Here is a 16839-nt window from a genome sequence, read left to right on the forward strand (position 1 = left end):
GAGCTAGGTCAGGGGGGTGGGGCAAGTCAGCGTCTGTTGGTGATAGCCCTGCGCTTGGTCCATCTGCGCGGGCTCGATCTGCAACTGGCAATGCTCATCGCTGGCTTCACCCCAGCGCACGTGTAGCGTCTGAGCTTTGTCGTCGACCGCCAGCAAGGCCTGGCCGGCCTGGCCGACCACCCCTAGCGACGTGCCGGTGGCGTCGTTGACCTGGGTGCCGAAAGGCAATGGCTGGCCATCGGCCCGGAGCAGGGTGAGGATCAGCCGGCTGACCTTGCGTGCCTGGAATTCGGCAAGCACGATGGCGCCGCGGCGCGGTGTCAGGTGCTGGGCGCCGTTGTCGATCTGCACCTGTGGGCCGAGGTCGTCGGTGTTCAGTTCGAGCGAGTTGTAACGGTACGGCCGAAGGTAAGGCACCAGCATGTGGCCGCTGTTGTCGCTGAGGCTGCCAGGGGCATTTTTCACGCCGACTCCGGCGATTTCGGGGACGTGTACCAGGGCATTGGTTTCGCCCAGGTAGCGGCCACTGGTCAAGCCGCCTTCATGCAGCAGCAGGCTGCCGCTGGCGTTGAGCGACAGCGCACGGTAATCGTCGCTTTGCGTGTAGCCCGCGCCCACGCTGGCCCTGGCTCCCTGGTAGCCAACCGACAGGGCGGAAGTCTGGGTGCGCCGTTCGTCCCGGCTGGTCGAGGCGACATAATTCAGGCGATGGTCCATGGCGCTGCTGGAAAGGCTGGCGCGCTGGCTGTGCGCGCCGTTGCGTGACTGCAGGTCGAGGTTGGCGCTGGAGGCGCTGCCGAAGCCCAGCGGCAACGACACGCTCAGGCCGAACATGCGGTCGTTCTGGCTCTGATCGTTCAGGGACTGGGAGGCGTACAGGTTGTAGGTGACATTGTGCAGGTTGGTGCTGAACTGCAACTGGTACTGGCGAAACTGTTTCTTGCTTTGCCAGTAGTCGTCTTGGGTCATGGTGAAGCTCAATGAGCTGCTTTTCCACAGGCGCTGGTGCACAGAGGCCTCCAGGCGGCTGCGGCGGCTGCCGTGGTAGGCGCTGTAGGCATTGCGTTCGCGTACGGCCTCATCGTAGTCACGGTAGTCTTCGGTGGAGTAGCGATAGCCGGCGAAGCGCAAGTTGGTGCCGGTGTCGAAGGCTTTACCGTAGCGTGCGGCGAAGCTGTGCCCGTGAACCTTGCCCAGTGTGCTGCCCAGGTCGCTCTGGGCACTGGTCAAATCGAAGGACAGGGCGCCGATGGTGCCCAGGTCGCGGGCGACGCCCAGGGTGCCGGCGCGGTAGTAGTCGCCCCCTTGTACGCCACCATACAGGGTGGTGTTCCAGGCGCCGCCACGGGCCAGTGTCGCTTGCCACAGCAGCGGTGAGTCGAGGTTTTCGGCGCCGTTGTAGCGGCCCAGCGTGGCGCTGTAGCGCCACACGCCTTCACGCAGCAGGTTGCTCAGGCTGGAATAGGGCTGGATGAAGCGCCTGACCTGGCCGTCCGCTTCGGTCAGGACGATTTCCAGTTCGCCGCTGCCGCTGCCCACGGCGAGGTCGTCGATTTCATAAGGGCCTGGCGCGACATAGGTGCTGTAGATGGGGTAACCGTTGTGCAGCACTTCGAGCTTGGCCCGGGTCTGCGCTACGCCACGGATGATGGGCGCGTAGTTTTGCATCACATCGGGCAGCATGCCCAGGTCGGAGGCCAGTTGTATGCCCTTGAAGGGCAGGCTGCGGAACACCTCGCCGTTGCTGCCGGTTTCACCCAGCGTGAGGGTACCGAAGCTGCCGGGCAGGTCGCGCTGGGCGTAGGTGTTGGTGTGGCTCCAGCGCCGGCTGCCGTGTTCGTCCTCGCGCAGCGACTGGCTGCTGCGCAGGCGCCAGGGGCCTAGGTTGAGGCCGCTGTTGAGGTACAGGTCCTGGCTGCTCGTACTGCCACCGTAGGCCTGCCTGCGCATTTGCGCCGAGGCCTGGTAGTTGATGAAGGCGGCATTGATGCCATAGTCCCACTGCTCGGCGCTGGGCATGCGCGCCGTATCCCTGCTGAGGAAAATTTGAGGGATGGACAGCTCCAGGCGCAGGCGCCGGCTGTCGAGCTTGGCGGTGGCGCCGGGGGCGATGGTTTCGAGGTCGAGGCAGCGGTCGTCGTCGGGCAAAGGTTGCGCCAGGCTTTGTTCGCGCAGGCCGGCCTGGCGCAGCAGGGCGGCGCTCAGGCAGGGTTGCAGGGTGTGCTGGCTGTCGGTGCTTTGCAGCAGCACCTCGTGCTCGGCGAGAAACGCCAGGTTGACCCAGACTTGCAGGCGATAGCGGCCGGCGGCGAGTGGGGTTTCGGCAGCCAGGGATTTCAAGGCCAAGGCGCCGGCTTCGGCAGGCTGGTCGGGGGCCTGGCGCATGAAGCTGGCGTCGAATTGATTGGGTTGAGACTCGGCAGCAGCGGTGCGTGGCAAAAGTTGCCACGGAACAATTGCGCTCGAGGTCATCATGGAAAACAGACACACCCTTAAAGGATGATGCTTTGGCCATTGTGTTCGTGGCACGGCGGAAGTCCTCATCCAATGCCCGGCGATGGAGAGCGTAGGGTTGGAGACAGGCGGTTTATCAATACTCGCTTGCGGATTGCAGGCGAGTTCCATAGGGCTGGCGGGTGAGGAGGATAAAAGTGAATGGCCTAGCGGGGTGTAGGATTAGTCTTGAGATATGAGGGGATTTGGCCGCAATAAAAAAACCCCATGATGTACATGGGGTTTTGTAGGTTTAGTGTGAACTGCGGCTCAATATTATTTGTTGCTCCCTAAATTCATATGCCCTGGGTCTGTATCGGTACCCGTTGCTCGTAAGTGTCCAGTCGCCGCGTAGAAGTCTTGCGTTTGATGTCGGAGGCGGCGGTGGAGTTGGAACTCGATTAGGTACGGGCTGATCCAAACTAGTGCGTTGACTTGAAAGAGAATAGTCTGGTTGAGGCTCCCCAATCGGCTGGGGTGGAGGTGGGTTTCGAGGTGAATTGTCTAGACTATTGTGTACACTGGTTCTAGGTGAGTTCTGTGGTATGTTTTGTGGTGTGTTCTGTGGTGTGTTCTGTGGTGTGTTATGTATCGAGTTTCGCGGAGTGTTAATTGGTGGCTCACCAGAAGGATCTGACACACTAAGCTTACCCCCTTGCGCTCCAGCTTTGCGGGCATTCCACATCTTCCATCCCCCCCTCAGGACCGCCCCCGTGCCAGCTGTTATGAGGAGTGACCCCAAGCCCATCATGATGCCCGAAACGACTTCATTTTCCACCTTGGTAGCCCACACCGTTGCGCCGATGCCGGCCCCCACCGCCATAACGCCACCCACCACCGCAATTGTCGCGGGAAGGGCGCCAGCGACCGCCCCGAGTAACATGCCCACAATAGAACCGATTGTAAGCCCAAGTATTTGCCACAAGCCTGGTCCTTTAGGCTCTTCTACCGGGTCGATATAGGGCGGCTTTGGATCTCGACTCGGTATCGGCGATGACCTGTGGCCGGTCGGGTCGCGCCAGTTCACCGGGTTGCCCAGGGCATACAGGTAAGGGTTTACCCCAACGTCTTCCTGAGCCAGCGAATCGGGGCTGTGGAAGCGCATCAGCCCGGGGTTGTAGGCACGGTAGCCCCGTCCCAGCAGGTACCAATCAAGTTGCTGTTCGCGTATTTCCCCATTGAAACCCAGCAGGCTCCGCAGCGTGTCATCATCACCGCGTTCGCCATACAGGTTGAAGTGCGCCTCGCTGACCCCGGCAGCGCCGTATTCGGCAGTGACCGAAGCTGCGTTGTCGGTCAGCAGCAGGCGTGTGTCCTGCTTATTGGCCGAGTTCTGCAGCCCAAGCGGATGCGTGTCGCCATGCAGGTAGTTGATCTGCTCATCGCCCTGGCTCACGGTGCTCAGGCGGTAGCCTTCGTAGCGGCGCAGTTGCTCGGCTTGTTGATCGTAGGTCACGCCCACCAGATGGTCATGCCCATCGTAGCGATAACGCGTGAGCACGGTATTGCCATCCTTGCTGCTCACCTGTTGCAGACGACCATGGTCATCGTAGGTCAGCTGGCGTCCCCATTCATCGTTGTTCTGGTTGCCGTCAGGGTCATAGGTGAAGGTCTGGGCCAGCGGGTAGTCCGGCGCCAAGGTGTGGGTCAGCTCGCGCAACTGGAACATGTCATGCAGGTCGTTCGCGCTCGCGGCGCCATAAACAAACTTGGCGGCATCCGTTGCGCCGTCATGGAAGGCGGTCTGGCAGCGAGTCAGGTTGTTGAAGTCGTCGAAGCGGAAAATCTGGCCTTTGATGGAGCGCCCGGCCCGGTTACGCGGCAGGTAGTCTTCGGCATCGCTCGCGTTCTCGAGGGTATAGTCTACGGTGCTCAGCCGGTTCAGTTGGTCATAGCTGAACGTTTCGACCAAGCGCTTCTCGCCGTCTCGCAGCGTGGCCCGGCTATGCAGCAGGTCGTCGTCTCGCCACACCATTTTTACCGTTCGCGTGCTGCCGTCATCCAGCGCCACAGTGCGTTCGCACTCACGGCCCAGGTCGTCATAAAGGACGGTGCTGACGCACTGCCGCTTACTGACGCTGTCAACGGTGGTGGTGGTGTGCAGGCGACCATCCAGGTCGTAGGTGAACGTTGCGCCAAGATCGCCTTGCGTCGATGTTTGCAGCTGCCCTTTGTCGTTATAGCTGTACCGGGTGATGGTGAGGGGGGCGTCGCTGCTCTTGCGTTCGATTGGGCGGCCTAGCAGCGATGCAGTGTGCGTGATGGTGTAGTTCTCACCCGATTGTTTATCCGTCCAGGTTTCCTTGCTCAGGTACCCCTGGTCGGTATAGGCATAGTGCCGTGTGCCAGCGCCATTGTCTGCCAACGTGATTTCCGCATCGGGCCTGGCGTAACCGAAGGTGGTTTCGCCGTTGGCGGCCTTTGCGCCCTTGAGGGTGATCGAGGTGGGTTGCCCGGTCAGTTCGGGGGTGTAGGTATACTTGAACGTGCGTCCCGAAGGCTTGTCATGTTCGTCGATCAGCGTTGTCTGGCCTTGATAGCGGAACGTCTCGGTCCGGTTGCCGACGGTCAGGCTGGTGAGCCGTTCCAGGCTATCGAATGCCCGCTTGCAGATAATCGTGCTTTCCCCGTCTGCTGGTGTCAGTTCCAGTTCGGTGGTCAGCTCAGCGACGCTGTGGCTGGCGAAGCGGCGTCGCAGCACGCTGCGGTCAGGGCGTGTGGTGCTGGTCATGCGGCTCAACACGTCATAGCCGAACTGGGTGGTCTGCTCCAGCGTTTTATCGGGGAACAGTGGGTCACGCAGTTGCTGGACCTCGCGTACGCAGCGGCCGGCCCCGTCGTAATAGTAGCGCTTGCTGCCCACCAGTATGCCATCGAGGTCCAGTCGGCTGTCGCTGAGGGGTTTGTCGAAACGGTTGAATTCGGTGCTGGTAAACTGGCGGCGCTTGCGTGGCCTGGCGTCCTCCGCGCGCTCTTGCCACTGCTGTACGATGAACCCTTCCTTGCCGAAGGGGGAGCGCTCGGTGCACGCCACGACACCGTCCGGCAGCAGGCTGGTGACACGGTTGCCCCAGCCGTCATAGGTAAACTGGCTGGTCAGTGTGAGTGTTTCGCTTTCCAGGTAGTCGTAAGTGATTTCCGACTCGACCCGGCCTGCGCTGTCGTACTGCGTGGTCTGCACATCGCGCCAGTTGCGCTGGGCGGTTTGCTCATCCAGGGTTTCCCGCTCTTCCCGGATGGGGCGGTTGTAGCCATCGAACCAGGTCCGCGTGACCACGCCGTTGACATCTTTCGCTGTTTCGTTCGCTTGCCCGCCCAGCGTGTAGGTGCGTTCCCGGGTCGCGGCGTGGGCGGTGCCGGGGGCGACGGTCTCGGAAATCAAACGTTTGAGCATATCGTAACGGAAGTGGATTTCGACCCTGTCGGCATCCTGGGTGCGACACACCAGGCCGTTATGGATGGACGTCGCGCTGGCCGTCACCCGCTCTGCCAGGTCATGCCCCTTGAAGGTCTCGCGCACCTGCAGCAAGGTCTTCTTCTGGTTGTCGTCTTCGACCAGCGAATGGAAGAAGGTCAATGTCGAGGTCTTGTCCTTGCTGGCATCGCTCGCGTGCTTGAGTGTGTTGGTCTCCTGATCCAGGCGGCCATGCAGGAACTTACCGTCTGTGGCTTCCGTGAAGAACCGGCGCGTGGTGCTGTGCAGGAGTTGCTCCTGGTCGCCGTCCACCTGCAGCGCGTCTTCCTTATGGGCGACCACGTAGCCCATGGCCCCTTTGGCACTGCTCAATGCCGCAATGTGCTGGTAACGGTAACGGGTTCGCAGGGTAGCCGCCGAGCCTTCGCCATCGGCGGCCGGGTACACGGTGCTGGTCTTGCGGCTGCGGGTGAACAGCTGCGGGTCGGGCGGGCAATCGTCGCCATTGTCGGTAGGCGGGTAGTAGGTATGCCGGGTATAGACCGTGGTGGCAAGGGTGGCGTCCTCGTCGATCTCAGCGCCCCTGTACACCGGCGCTGTGGCTTTGGATTCCAGGGCCAGGTTGCCATGCTCGTCGTAGTAGGTGATGACCACTTCTTCACGCAGCCGGCTGACATCCTCCTTGATCTTCCAGCGCTTGAGCTGATGCTTGGGCATCTGGAAGTAGTTCGGCTGCAGCTTGAACTCCTCGTTGGTCTCGTGGTAGACGGTCTCGAGCTCATGCAGGCAGGTTTCGCGCCGGGGCTGCGTGGCGCCTTCGTCGTAGACCTCGTGGACCTGCTCGGTCACTTGCCGGGTCAGCAGGTGGAAGCGGTTGAAGCTGCGAGTGATGGTGCGCAGAGGGGTAGCGTCAGCCAGGTAAGTCGCGGTCGAACCGTAGCTGAAATCGGTGCCAGTGAACTCGTAAAGGTTGTCCTCGCCGTTGTCGCGCCACGTGATGCCGCTGCCCCTGCCAAGGAAGTTGTTGCTGGTGTAAGCGTAGGTGGTGACCATGTCGGGCTGCTCGGCACCAGGCTTGATGGTGTGCTTGGTCACCCGGGGCAGCGCGTCACGCACGTCGCCGGGGAAGAGGTGGCCGTCATCGTTGTACTCGATGGTCTCGACGCCGCCGACCGGGCTACGCACTTTTGTCAGGCAGACCACCTCACGCACCTTGTCGTAATCGAGCCCCCAGCTGGCCTTGTCGTCGCTGGGCAGGACAATGGTATGGGGCAGGCGCACCGCCGGGCTGAAGCGGCGGTCGTATTCCAGGGTGTAACGGGCCAGTGGGGTAAAGCCGGGACCGGATTCCGGGTGCAAATCGACGGTGATTAGGTCGTCGGTGTAGGTGATGGCCAGCAGCTTGAGCCCGGTGTCGTCCTCGATGCCGACCAGGCATGGGGCCTTCTGGAAAGTGTCGTAGCTAAGGGTGATGCCATGGCCTGAAGGCGTCTCGACCCGGGTGGGCACGGCGATAAGATTGTCGCTGGGGCCTTTCAGTTCGAGCAGTTCGACCAGGCCGGCCTTGTGCTCGACGCGATAGCCCGCCCCGTGGTCATGAAAGTGGAAGCTGCGCAGCTTGCGCTCTTTGAACTGCTTGCCGGTGCCGTCGCTGGCATCGCTGCCGGTGACCTTGAAGCTTTCACCGGTGTGCAGGTGCAACAGATTGGTGCCGGGGTCGTATTGGGTGAGGTTGAGCGTCCAGCCCATGCCAAAGCCCGAGTCCTCGGTGTTCATCGGGTTGAAGCCGATGTGCAGCGGCAGCGAAGGGCCACTGAGGTTATTGGCGACCAGCTCCGGCAACTCGATGCCCAGGGTGTACTGCCCGGTGCGGGGGTCGACACTGTTGTTGACGAAGCTCAGGAAGTTGAAGGCGTTGGATGCTGTATTCGAGGTAGTAGTCATGATTATTCAGCTCCCTGCATCCACGCCGTTGCACAGCGGTATCGGGTCGGTTTATTTTCATCACCTTTATGCCAGCGGCCCACCATGAACCGCTCGAGGTCGCAATAGTAAAAATGGTCAGGCTCATCTGTATCGCCAGACCACTCAGTGAACTTGTGAATCGACATTTGCTGAGTCCCTTTCATTAGTTTGCCGCACCTATAGCGGGTTTTACCTTCTTCATCGTCCTCGTGCTCGCGGCCCGTCATGACGGTATCTTCCGGGCACATGAACCATTCGTCGTAGTGTTCATGGATCCAGGGCGTCCACTCGTTATCGCTTATACTAAGCTCAGTTGAGCCATGCTTGTAAGTCGCACACTTGTAAGTGGTTTTTTTGTCATTCTCATCGCCCTCGTGCCCGCGCGCCCATATTATTTGGTCGGCATTGCAGGTGAATACCCCGACTGGATCAATGTTCTCATAGACGAATATTTTATTCGGTTTGGCGGTTTCAGTGTCCTTGGGGGCACTGCCTGCGGCCCTCCCGGCGATCACGCGTACGCAGGCAGTGCTATCCCTGGCAGCGCTGGAAGGCTCGACCTTTTTGTCAACCATTATTAAGCCGGGAGTAATAATTTTGCCATTCTCGCGGGAAGCAAGGTCATCGAGTTCGAACCATTCGGTGGAAGTGAACCTTCGGGTGGTTCGAAGTTCCATCCACCATTTGCCCGGTGCAGGTTCTTTACTGCAATTTGAATCACCGGTGATCAGTATTTGGACGGCAGAGGAAAGTCCATCGAGCGACATTTTTCGCGCTGCAAAACCCTTGCACTCGGAGTAGCCGTCCGTGTGATGGAATTCGTTCTGGATTCGTTTGCCTGTGCCTTCGCCGGGAGCGGCGATTACACACTGACCATTGTCTTTGTCCAAAAATAATATTGAGCCGGTATTCTCCTCCGCGTACACAGCATGCGGAATGCTCAGCAGCACGGGGAGGGCAAGGGTGACAAGTTTTATTGAGGTCTGCATGGTGGGGTCTCGGGAAGTGGGTTAGAATAATTTGGCGCAAAAGTAAGAGGTATTTTTATTTTCATCACCGGCATGTACCGTTCCCCAGAATACCCCATTAGTGGCGCACTCCAGTTTGTGGTCACTTTCATCGCCCTCTAGAATTTGCGAGGGGGTAACCACCAAATTGTCTTCCCACGCGTCCCGAAACTCGGCGCAATAAACCCAGAAAGGCTCATTTTCATCGCCGCTTCTACCCCGGCCAGTCATGACTTTTCCAGCAGGGCACATCCCGAGCCAATCACTGGAAATCTTTTGCTCATTGAATTTTTTGAGTACAGTACCGTTTTGGCTAACGGTTCCACATAAATACGTGGTGGGCTGATTTTCGTCGCCGTCGTGGCCGCGGCCTACCAAGACTTTGTTGTCAGGGCATTTGAAGTCATGAGCTGATTCCTTCTCGAACCGGGTCCAACTAGTGTCCTTTTGTATGGTTGCGACCGCAGCGTGCGCCGTACTGGACATAAGAAACAGTAAGCTTGCAGCGGTAAGTAAGTTTCGTTGAGTATTCATCAAGGTTCCTCGTTGGCGCTGTAAGAAGTTCACCAGCCGAGTCTAGCGAAAGGCTCAGCGTGCGACAGCTAGCAAAAATGCTAGGTACCCCGCGTGCTGAAGTGCGGTGCGCGATCTATCACAGCAGCCCGATCGAAACCCACCTGTTATTTTTGCCAGTAGGCAGCGCCTGGGGCGGGCGCTAGTGTGTGGGCATCTCTCACCCAAATGCCGAGCTGAATAAATGAATACGCACCCAGCTGCCGAGCGGAGCAACGCGGCGCCACCCCCGCGCCCCACAATTGAAGGCCTCACGCCGTACGATGAGGTTGATCTAGATAAGCTGGGGGATGAAGACCTGGTTTTTTATATAACTTACGACACTATTGGCCCAGGTCAAATAGTTCGAGTTGAATGGATTGGCGCGGATGAACACGGTGTGGCATCGAGTTTTGAAGGGGCTGTAGATATTGATGACAACAATTTCGATCCCAAAACCCTACGGGCGCGTATTTCGGTGTCAAACAGGTTCGTCGTGGCGGCTACCAATGGCTATGCATTTGTGGCATTCGAGCCCATGCAACCGGCTTTGGAGCCTTCGCTGCGCGCATTTTGTTTCGTGGGGGTGCGCCCGCGGCGGCTGGAGCATATGCCGGTGGCCCAGGCGCCGCAGTCCCACAACCTGTTCATCGATCCCAGCTCGCTGGGCGGTGCAGGTGCTACGTTCTTGGTGCCGGCCTATCAGGCCATGCAAGCGAAAGACAAGGTAACGCTCACATTCGTGGGCTTTGAAAGCGACGGCACGGAAGATACAACCTGGTCAAGGACAACAGAAGTCGGGGAGCAGGACGTCGGGAAGGTATTGCGGTGGCAAGTACCTCCTGATCAGTTCGCCTTCCTTGGCGGGGGGCGCGCTGAAGTTCACTACGAAATCGCGTTTGCCGACTTGCCGGCTACATTGACAGCACCCATGCAGACCTTCCGCATCGATCCGATACCTGTTAACCCCCCGCCCCTGCTCCCGCAACTGGAAATAGACGGTTATTCCAGCGGCCCGCTCGACCCGGAAAAGTTTCCCAATGGTTTGGTATTGCGCGTGCCCGCCAATGAAGAGCTGATGGTGAGTGACTGGGTGTTGCTCAACTTCAATGAAGTACTCGGTGAGCAACAACTGCGTATCGACTTGAGCTGCCTTGAAAGTGGGGTGATTGCATTCAACCTGCCCGCAGAAAGACTTCGAGGTCTGGCGAGTATCACGCTGGGCTATCAGGTCGCTCGGGAAGGTGTTGCGTACCGTGCGACAGAGCGGCAGGTCGACTTGGTGGTTCGTCGTGAAGATGCGCCGTTGAAAGTGCTTTTCGCTGAGAGTGAAGGGAGCGAAGCCGGGGTGAGTGCGTATCTGCCCGCGAGCAAGGCATTATCAGGGGCATTAATTGACCTGTCGGATATCGAGTTGGCCGCTTCAGAGACGCTGGAAGTTTACTGGGAGGGCCGCTCCGCACTGGGTAACCAAAAGTTCACGTTCAGCACAATACCCACTGAGCCCTTGGTTATACCGGCAGCGGCGGTCGCAGCCAACATGGAGTTAGGCGACACCTCGCTAAAACGCTTCCCGGTCTACTACCGGATATTACCCGTGGGGCATGAGTCTCAGAAGCTGCATTTGCGCATTCTTCCGCTGGCTAGAAGCAGTTATCCCACACTGCAGTGCTACCCGCGCAGAGACACCGAAATCCACCTGGCCGATATCGTCGGCCCGCACGCCGATCTCACGCTGGCCAGTTGGCCATTCATGAGCGAAAAGCAACGCCTGGGGATTATCTTGAAGGGTGCTCGCGGCGGCGCGAACGTATTCTTTACCATCCGCGATGAAATGGTGTCCCAGCCTGAAGTGGAAGCAAAACTCGTTACCGCCAAGGTATTGAAGACAACGCTCGAGTCCCTCGATGATGACTCGCCATTGGTATTTACAGTCAGTATTGCTTTCGAGGGCGACGCGTTCGATGACAGTTGGACGCTGTTCCCGGAAATGTCATTGACGCTACGCAAGTAAGTACATGTACGTGTTTATGTAACTATTAGAGGTGCAATCATGGCTAAAAAAGAAACGCTGGAAGAGCTGGTGGAGTTTCTAAAGAAAGCGCCATCCACACACAGGTATGATGCCATTCTCGCGTATGACCGTTTTCGTGCCAACACATTGTTGCTGCAAGAGTATATCGACCGTTTCGACAGTGACCAATACTTCGAGCCTGTGACGTTCAGTACGGTCATCACACCGGGCGTCCGCTGGGAAAAGTCGATTGATTTTTTGCTGGATAAGCCTCGGCTCTCCTTCGAAAATTCCAGCCTGTCGAGTTCAAGGGCTGACTTGACCATGCGAATTACCGGTGGCAATCAACTGACGCTAGACAAGGCGTCCGGCGCTGCCGTTAAGAAAGTTTCCGGGGTTAAAATGGGCGATGCGCTCGATGGCCCGGCCTTGCACATGCGAATAGAGTTGGACAGCACCTCAGGATCGGTCACCCAAGCGGGTACAGTGTACATCGACTTGAAGAAGGCCAGTGCGTTCTACCTGAGCTTTGCCGACACTGACGAAGAGAACATGATCGGAGGCGAGCGCTACAAGCGGATTTTCGATAGCTGGCCGGATGAAAAGAAGATTTATGTCCTGAATAAATTGCAGATGATGGAAACCGACTTTCTGCAACCGGAAAAATTTGTGGTTCGAACCGATGCTGCTCCGTCTGGCAAGGTACGGGGTTCAGACCAATACGGCGAAGGTGCCGTGTTGCTGTTCGTAACGATGAAAGGCAGCGACAACGGAGACGCGGGTATACCCGAAGAGATGCATTACCTACTGCCCAATGCGGTCGTAGATTACACGATGAATTTTTTGCTAGGAAACAAGTTCCTGATCGCACGAATGGTGACGCGTGGTCTCGAAAAATTCCCGGCTCTGGTCGGTCCGTTTGAGGTCAAATACACCACCGATGGGGTAAGCACGCATATAACCGGTATTCAGGCGACGGCGGGGAAGGTAGTCGTACCCGTCGCAGGGTCGACGGCGAATCTCGTTTCCATTGAATTCCCCCAAGGGCTGACGTTAAGTCTTGTAGGTGACGAGGCAGACGACTTTACCCGATTCGAAGTCAAGGCCGTTAATGAAAAACTGAGATTCGAATGGTATGGCAAACAGGCTTCGCCCGTGACCATCAACACAAAGACTGAACGCGTAGCGAGTGGGAGGGCAGTCTGCCGTTGGGAGTATACGATCGATTACGAGTTCGTGGTTGAAACAAGCGGTGACGAGATAGGTAAGTTGTCGCTCAAGCCGTTCGGGACGCCAACACTTCGCCAAAGAGTTTCGCCCGATGCTGATTTGAACACCCTGTGGGGTGACGAAATGGAAGAATTCGTCAATTTTTGTGAAGACAAGATAGACCGTTATCTCGCTACTACGATCGGTATTATCGCCACGGTGGCCGAGGAGATCGACGCATTTCGCCTCAACGGCTTGCTCTTCCGCGGCGGTAAGGAAGCTGTACAACCCTCGACGGTACGTTTCCCTGGTGATTTGACCCTGCCTGGGTTCCTGGCACCGGCCCGCACGCAATTCGAGGTGCAGCCCAGCGAGGCCGTGGTGGTGGCCGGGGGGAAACAGGAGTTCGTTACCACCGCTGGTTCGGATCTTCCAATGAAATGGACCGTGGAGAACCTGCCAGGTGAAGAAGACGACAACCCCGGTTCGATCGATGAGGCGACGGGGGTTTACACCGCGCCGCCCTCCAGCGAAGTGTTGCGCAGCAACAAACGGGTCATTGTCACCGCCACCAGTGGCTCAAGTTACAGCAAGGCGTTGCTCAGCGTGAACCTTCGCAGCATCGCGGTCGCACCGTTGGTCAGGGCGGTCAATACGGGTGCCACGATCAAGCTATCGGCGGCGGCCCTAGGACGGGAGCCGGTGACCTTCACCCTGCTACCCGGTGCCAAAGGCAGTTTGACGCCAGACCCTGCGCCCGATCCCGAAGTACAGCAGGGCATGCTCTACATCGCGCCCCCGGCAGCTAGCAGCTATGAAGCGAATCCATGCAAGAGCGAAGCCTGGCGACGCCTGCGTGCTACAGCGGCTTGGCGCATTGAGGACGATCTGGCGGAAGTATTGGCAATCGACACCGTTGAAGTGACTACTGAATCGGGGGGGAAGGAGCAGATTCCGATTCTGCTGCCGTTGAAGCCTGAAACCCACTGGTTCATCCACGAGGCTGAAGGGGACGGTGTGCGGCTTAAGTTTTGGGGTGAAAACAAAAGTGGTCAGTATGAAGTACCTGCTGATCTCACGACTTGGTACTTGGTGTCTGGCAACGGTACGTTAAAGGATGGCCTCTATACCCCGGTCGCAACGGATGGCAAGCCCTTGAGCAATTACGCAGTGATAGTGGCGGTGGAAACCAACAATCATTTTTGGCTGTGGTCCTTCGTCATCTTGCCCTTCCCGTTGGTTACTCCCGAGGTATTGATTGAAAAACTGACGGAACCGGACGATCCAGCATTTAACGAGGGGGGCGAGCTATGAAAACCAATTCCAAGGCTGAACTTTTGGAGCGTTTGGCTCAGGGCAATGTCATGTACGGCTGGGGCGCCATCCTGGCGTTCGACCGCGACCAGGTCAACCGCATGCTGCGGGAGCAGTACATGGCAGCGTTCAACGATCTGAACTTCCTGTTGCCATTCAGCAATGAAGTCGTCATTGGCGATGCGGAACATATAACCTTGAGCAATATCGTGCTCGGTGCTCCGCAGCTCTCATTCGAGCGCGCGACCTTTACCAACTCCAAAGCCACGGTAAAGCTCAATATCCTTGCGGGTACTTATTCTTCGACCATTCACCTGCCTGGTCGTCCGCCCTACCTGGCGCATAGTCAGATGCTGACTGAAGAGATGGGCCTTGTGCTTGAAATGTCTGCTGCGCTGGACGTGCGAGTGGGCAGCTTGGAAGAGCGCGGCAGAGTGATTCTGGACCTTTCGGTGGGGGAGCACTTTAGCTGCAACCTTGGGTTGGTTGACGAAACCAGGCTGGCGATCGGCGCCAAGCTGGGCGAGCAGATCCAGGCGCACCCAGCCTACCGGCAACTCTATAGCTTCGCGATGCTGGATTTCAGCGACTATGGGCCTCTGAGCCCGGTCAGCTTCCGCGTGCTCACCCAGCCGGCGCCTGAGGGTAACAATCCGCAGTCGACCCAATATGGCAAAGGGGCGGTCGTGGTGTTCAGCCAATTGCGCATGAACAAAACACGCGGCGACACGCCAGGGAGCTCCTTCCCCTACCTGATACCTGACGACCTGACTCCGCAAGGCGCCTCTGCCTATAGCACGACGGCGTTGATCGCTGCACCGCTGCGCCATTTCGTCGATGACCAGCAAGCGCCAGGTATCTTGCGTCAGCTCAAGCTGCCCAATGCACACCAGGTGAGCATGGTGGATCGTCATGACCCGCTGGACCATGTGATTTTCGGCGGTGTCGAACCCACTGCGCAGTCGTTCTTCGTCGAGCCGATGCAAAGCGCCCTGTTACCGGAGGGCCGCCAGCCTTTCATCATCGATAACCAAGGGCAGGCGGTCGAAGCACAATGGGAGGTTTCGGCATTGGATCTGCCGCGGTCGGCCGGGAGCATGACCAATGGGACCTATCAGGCATTACCGGCAGAGGAGTTCAAGCGTGACCAGCAATTGATACTGGTATCCGGCCGTTTTCCTTCTGCGGCCGGGGAGCAGGTACGCACGGGGTTGCTGATCGAATCCCTGCAAGGCGTCAACGTGCTTCCTCGTGTGACTACTTGGTCAGCTGGCATGGCGGACATCCCGCTGCGTGCCGGCTCGTTGACCGACGACTTGGATTGGGCGCTGATCCAGGACGATGGGCTTGTTCACGGGGAGCTGGTGCCTGATCCCGAGCAACCCAACTGGCGAATATTCAAACCGTTCAAACCGGATGACTACGTGCCTGAAGTGCGCTTGCAGCACATTCGCGTCACCAATAAGGCGAAGAACACCAGCGGTACCGCCACGGTGGTTATTTTTGCCTACCCGCAAACCCTCACGGTCACGCCTTTTCATGTGCCAGTGCTCAGAGGCAACGAGCCGATTGAATTCAGGTTGCCAGCAGAAATGCACGACCTTGCAACCTGGAAGGTTTTTGGCGAGGGAGAGGTTCAAGGCAATGTGTATATTCCGCCGAGCCCAGCCAAAGCGCCCGTCAGCGTGGTCATGGCCGATATCGATAACAGGTTCAGCGGTTATGCGATTGTCCAGCACAATTATCAGGACCCCCCCATCCGTTGGACTGAACTTACTGCATTCGAAATCCAAGTGCGAGGTCAGCCCATCTGCCTGGCCAATGGCATGCAGCAGATCACGCTAGAGATTGTGGTGGAAACCACGGAAGTTGATTACATGGGTCAAAAACTGGCGATCCCGCTGACACCGACCGAGCTCTCCAGCATGAGGCTGGTTCACCGTAACACCGGGGTCGAGGTGCCGTTTATCGATAAGGAAGACGACGGGTTGGCACATGGAGATGCGAGCTGGGCCACTCACGTGAAATCAAACCGTTTCAAAGCTTACGGTGCTCCGGCATCCAGCGACGGCCCAGCCGTGCGCTCCGAAGATACACGCAAGGCCAGGATTCTCTGGGTTCAAAGCGGCATAGCCGAGGAGCGGGAGTTCTACGCCAGGTTCCAGTCTGACGACGACGTGTGGTGGAATTCGCTTGACAAAAAGAGTGTTGTCAAGCTCCAAGCCATAGCACCCACGGACCCGGGGAAAGATGATTACAAGCTTACACGTAAACGCGTAGCCAATATCCGCGGCTTCATACCCGACAAAGAGCCCCAAGATCCCTTCGGTTACATGCTGGAGTCGATCGATTACTGGCACCTGCAATACACGGAGGCGATGCAAAACATCGACTTCGCCACGCTTCAGTTCGAGGGGGGCGCCGCCTCCGTACGTTGGGAAAGCGAGCAGGGGGATGAGGTGTTTTTCAGTTACATGTGCTGTGCCTTCAGGGAGTCGCCGGTGCCGGGGCAGCCGGACAAGCCCGCTGAGCTCAAGGAAGACGCGATGCTGACTGCCATGGCCGCACAGCTCAAGTATACCGGCATCGAGAAGGCATTGATCGAAGGGGAGGAGCCAGGGTTTGGGCAATTGTTCATCGTGCTGCATCGCGTGGATAACATGCCGTTCTGGAGTGACGTCCATGCAAACGGTGATCAAACCAAGATGTTCAGGGCCGCGCTGGATAAACCGATGATGCTCATACTCCGCGATACGCGAGGAAACCGGCATCGGTTGCGTATCGGCTTCCCGCCGGCCAGCATTCAAGATGGTCGCAACCAGGTGGTGTTATCCATTCAATGAATTGCACCCGCCTCGTCAAGCGGGGCG

General features: G+C 58.1%; 7 protein-coding genes. 3 read left to right on the forward strand and 4 right to left on the reverse strand.

Annotated elements, in window-relative coordinates; genetic code table 11:
- Positions 1–3: 3 nt before the first annotated feature.
- From OO258_RS22615 to OO258_RS22630, 4 genes are all read right to left on the reverse strand, one after another.
- On the reverse strand, positions 4–2475 hold the full coding sequence (locus OO258_RS22615; RefSeq protein ID WP_266032818.1) for a fimbria/pilus outer membrane usher protein: 2472 nt from the start codon (positions 2473–2475) through the stop codon (positions 4–6).
- A gap of 271 nt (positions 2476–2746) precedes the next feature.
- Complete coding sequence (locus OO258_RS22620; RefSeq protein ID WP_266032821.1) at positions 2747–7852, reverse strand: RHS repeat-associated core domain-containing protein; 5106 nt, start codon at positions 7850–7852, stop codon at positions 2747–2749.
- 2 nt (positions 7853–7854) lie between these two features.
- Positions 7855–8862 (reverse strand): hypothetical protein, encoded by a 1008-nt coding sequence (locus OO258_RS22625; protein ID WP_266032824.1) that lies wholly within the window; start codon positions 8860–8862, stop codon positions 7855–7857.
- A gap of 21 nt (positions 8863–8883) precedes the next feature.
- Positions 8884–9414 carry a hypothetical protein gene (locus OO258_RS22630; RefSeq protein WP_266032827.1) on the reverse strand — a complete coding sequence of 177 codons (531 nt, stop codon included), beginning with the start codon at positions 9412–9414 and terminating at the stop codon, positions 8884–8886.
- A gap of 223 nt (positions 9415–9637) precedes the next feature.
- On the opposite strand from OO258_RS22630, the gene OO258_RS22635 reads away from it, so the two are divergent.
- From OO258_RS22635 to OO258_RS22645, 3 genes are read left to right on the forward strand one after another with little or no spacing between them, the layout of a single operon-like run.
- The gene (locus tag OO258_RS22635) at positions 9638–11446 is read left to right on the forward strand and encodes a hypothetical protein (protein ID WP_266032830.1); all 1809 of its coding nucleotides are present in this window, start codon (positions 9638–9640) and stop codon (positions 11444–11446) included.
- A gap of 39 nt (positions 11447–11485) precedes the next feature.
- The gene (locus OO258_RS22640; protein ID WP_266032833.1) at positions 11486–13969 is read left to right on the forward strand and encodes a hypothetical protein; all 2484 of its coding nucleotides are present in this window, start codon (positions 11486–11488) and stop codon (positions 13967–13969) included.
- Complete coding sequence (locus tag OO258_RS22645) at positions 13966–16812, forward strand: hypothetical protein (RefSeq protein ID WP_266032836.1); 2847 nt, start codon at positions 13966–13968, stop codon at positions 16810–16812. Before OO258_RS22640 ends, OO258_RS22645 begins: the two co-directional genes overlap by 4 nt.
- Positions 16813–16839: the final 27 nt, after the last annotated feature.

The sequence above is a fragment of the Pseudomonas sp. DCB_BI genome (assembly GCF_026240995.1).
Lineage (GTDB): Bacteria > Pseudomonadota > Gammaproteobacteria > Pseudomonadales > Pseudomonadaceae > Aquipseudomonas.

Bases quoted from the DNA above. Each gene is read 5' to 3' on its own strand.
- OO258_RS22645 (WP_266032836.1), top strand. From the start codon at position 13,966: ATGAAAACCAATTCCAAGGCTGAACTTTTGGAGCGTTTGGCTCAGGGC.
- OO258_RS22625 (WP_266032824.1), bottom strand. From the start codon at position 8,862: ATGCAGACCTCAATAAAACTTGTCACCCTTGCCCTCCCCGTGCTGCTG.
- OO258_RS22635 (WP_266032830.1), top strand. From the start codon at position 9,638: ATGAATACGCACCCAGCTGCCGAGCGGAGCAACGCGGCGCCACCCCCG.
- OO258_RS22640 (WP_266032833.1), top strand. From the start codon at position 11,486: ATGGCTAAAAAAGAAACGCTGGAAGAGCTGGTGGAGTTTCTAAAGAAA.
- OO258_RS22630 (WP_266032827.1), bottom strand. From the start codon at position 9,414: ATGAATACTCAACGAAACTTACTTACCGCTGCAAGCTTACTGTTTCTT.
- OO258_RS22620 (WP_266032821.1), bottom strand. From the start codon at position 7,852: ATGACTACTACCTCGAATACAGCATCCAACGCCTTCAACTTCCTGAGC.
- OO258_RS22615 (WP_266032818.1), bottom strand. From the start codon at position 2,475: ATGATGACCTCGAGCGCAATTGTTCCGTGGCAACTTTTGCCACGCACC.